Here is a 2500-nt window from a genome sequence, read left to right as displayed (position 1 = left end):
ATACTCTTCGTGCCATAGGGCCTGCTGGTGCTCACCAAACCCTTGCTCCAGCATGGCACGCGCCTCTGCGGCGTTCGGTGGCAATCCTCCCGCCTGTGCGAGTCGGCGAAATTCGCTCTCGCTGATCCAGCCGATCCGTTCACAGTCATTCCCTCCCGCGATGTCCGGCTCAACGACGATGCTGCCCGCTGTATTCTCCACGGCGACGGGACGTTTGAAATAGGCTAGGTCAGACACACACAAAACGTGCTCAGCACTTTCCTGGCCAGACACGAGATGCCCGCATAGCCGGCCGATCGCGAAATAGCTCAGCGTCTGTGCCTGCCGTTCGCAAACAAGTATATCATCGCCCAGTCCCCTGCTTGCGATGTCCCCCAGCGCGCCCGAAAGGCGGAAATGCCGCCTTTGAATATCCCAAGAACCAGATGGTTGATATACGAACAGCACAAGCCTCATTGCACCCTCCTGCGTAGGATTAAAACCCTAGCGGGGCTCAAGGACTCTTCCAATTCGGCAAACTACGTATGTGAAGCCGAGAGCGGCGATTCCAGAGCGTGTCCGACCGAAAAAGTGGAAGCCACTTTGTCAGGACGCGCTCTAGCCGCTGTTTGCCCGGTTGTGCCCGTCGGCATATTCACGGGCCGCATCCCGAAGGCTCTCAAGATAGGTCTTTACCTGGAGCGATAATGTGCTGCGATCAAAAGCGCGCAATGTTTCCAAAGGCCGATTCGCCTCGTACTCAAGCGCATCGAGCAACGCTCGGCGTTGTTTTACCTGCGGGACGGTTAGCGGCAACCTGCCCGCCTCGACAATGAGCGATATCAGCTCATGGATCCGCCGCATGCGGGCAAACGCCTCAATCACCATTGGCTTCAATGTTCGATCGTCACGCCAAGGGCCGCCCGGAAACATGGCCGTAACCTTCTGCCCTGCCCCCAGACAATCAAAATACACACATCCGGAAAAGCCTCGCTCGGAGAGTTCGGAATGGATTGTGCATGCATAACCATCCCCCAAGTGCCGGCAACGCGTACCGGCCGGCTTGTCGAACGGAAACGCCTTGGAGCGATCGAACGCAAGAGCAACGCAACAAAGCGCGGCGCAACGCGAGCAATCAGCACGCAGTGTCGTTTCCATTTCGATTACCCCCGGGAATTGAGGCAAAGGAGGCGATGGCTTTTCTGGCCTTAGAATAACAAAAAAGCCCTACGTCATTTCTGCGTAGGGCTTTAATGTATGTATTGTTAGCGAGAAGGGTTTATTGTTTGCGCTTTTCAGACCTGGCGGCGACCTACTCTCCCGTGTCTTGAGACACAGTACCATTGGCGCAGAAGCGTTTAACGGTCGAGTTCGGAATGGGATCGGGTTCTGGGCGCTTCGCCATAGCCACCAGGTCGGAAAAGGGCAAACTGGTGTGAACTGGTCTTTGTGTTTTGAGATCTGCGGATATTGGTCAATGAGAGCGATCAAGTTCGATCGAGCTATTAGTACCGGTAAGCTTCACGCATTGCTGCGCTTCCACACCCGGCCTATCGACGTGGTGGTCTACCACGGCTCTGATAGGGAATACTGGTTTTGAAGGAGGCTTCCCGCTTAGATGCTTTCAGCGGTTATCCCGTCCGAACTTAGCTACCCTGCAATGCGGCTGGCGCCACAACAGGTCCACCAGAGGTTCGTCCATCCCGGTCCTCTCGTACTAGGGACAGCTCTTCTCAATATTCCGACACCCACGGCAGATAGGGACCGAACTGTCTCACGACGTTCTAAACCCAGCTCACGTACCACTTTAAATGGCGAACAGCCATACCCTTGGGACCTGCTCCAGCCCCAGGATGTGATGAGCCGACATCGAGGTGCCAAACGATGCCGTCGATAAGGACTCTTGGGCATCATCAGCCTGTTATCCCCGGCGTACCTTTTATCCGTTGAGCGATGGCCCTTCCACGCGGGACCACCGGATCACTATGACCGACTTTCGTCTCTGCTCGAGTTGTCACTCTCGCAGTCAGGCAGGCTTATGCCATTGCACTCAACGAGCGATTTCCGACCGCTCTGAGCCCACCATCGCGCGCCTCCGTTACTCTTTGGGAGGCGACCGCCCCAGTCAAACTACCCACCACACGCTGTCCCGGGTGCTGTTACACCGCGGTTAGACATCCATGACGATAAGGGTGGTATCTCACATTGCGGCTCCACAAGAACTGGCGTTCCTGCTTCAAAGCCTACCACCTATTCTGCACATGCCGACACGAATGCCAGCGTGAAGCTATAGTAAAGGTGCACGGGGTCTTTCCGTCTGACCGCAGGAACCCCGCATCTTCACGGGGAGTTCAATTTCGCTGAGTCGATGCTGGAGACAGTGGGGAAGTCGTTACGCCATTCGTGCAGGTCGGAACTTACCCGACAAGGAATTTCGCTACCTTAGGACCGTTATAGTTACGGCCGCCGTTTACCGGGGCTTCAATTCAAGGCTTGCACCTCTCCTTTTAACCTTCCGGCA

Annotated in this window: 2 protein-coding genes and 2 rRNA genes (2 of these 4 running past the window's edge); all 4 read right to left on the bottom strand. The window is 55.8% G+C overall.

Annotated features, from left to right (window positions below; genetic code table 11):
- Window positions 1–456, bottom strand: the 5' portion of a protein-coding gene (locus LG281_RS14230) for a hypothetical protein (RefSeq protein WP_404401800.1). 396 nt of this gene lie to the left of the window's left edge; 456 of the gene's 852 nt are visible here — the first part of the coding sequence; its start codon is at window positions 454–456; its stop codon lies beyond the left edge, outside the window.
- A gap of 141 nt (window positions 457–597) precedes the next feature.
- Window positions 598–1137 (bottom strand): hypothetical protein, encoded by a 540-nt coding sequence (locus LG281_RS14225; protein WP_404401798.1) that lies wholly within the window; start codon window positions 1135–1137, stop codon window positions 598–600.
- Window positions 1138–1278: 141 nt separating this feature from the next.
- Window positions 1279–1394, bottom strand: a 5S ribosomal RNA gene (gene rrf / locus LG281_RS14220).
- A gap of 68 nt (window positions 1395–1462) precedes the next feature.
- Window positions 1463–2500 (bottom strand): 23S ribosomal RNA (locus LG281_RS14215); it runs 1693 nt beyond the window's last position.

It is taken from the genome of Pelagibacterium halotolerans, from assembly GCF_044811015.1.
Classification (GTDB): Bacteria; Pseudomonadota; Alphaproteobacteria; order Rhizobiales; family Devosiaceae; genus Pelagibacterium; species Pelagibacterium halotolerans_A.
The sequence above is the reverse complement of the archived record's forward strand: the minus strand, read 5'-3'. Positions and strand labels throughout refer to the sequence as shown.

What these genes read in the sequence shown, in the direction of transcription:
- LG281_RS14225 (WP_404401798.1), bottom strand. Translation starts at nt 1,137, where the DNA reads ATGGAAACGACACTGCGTGCTGATTGCTCGCGTTGCGCCGCGCTTTGT.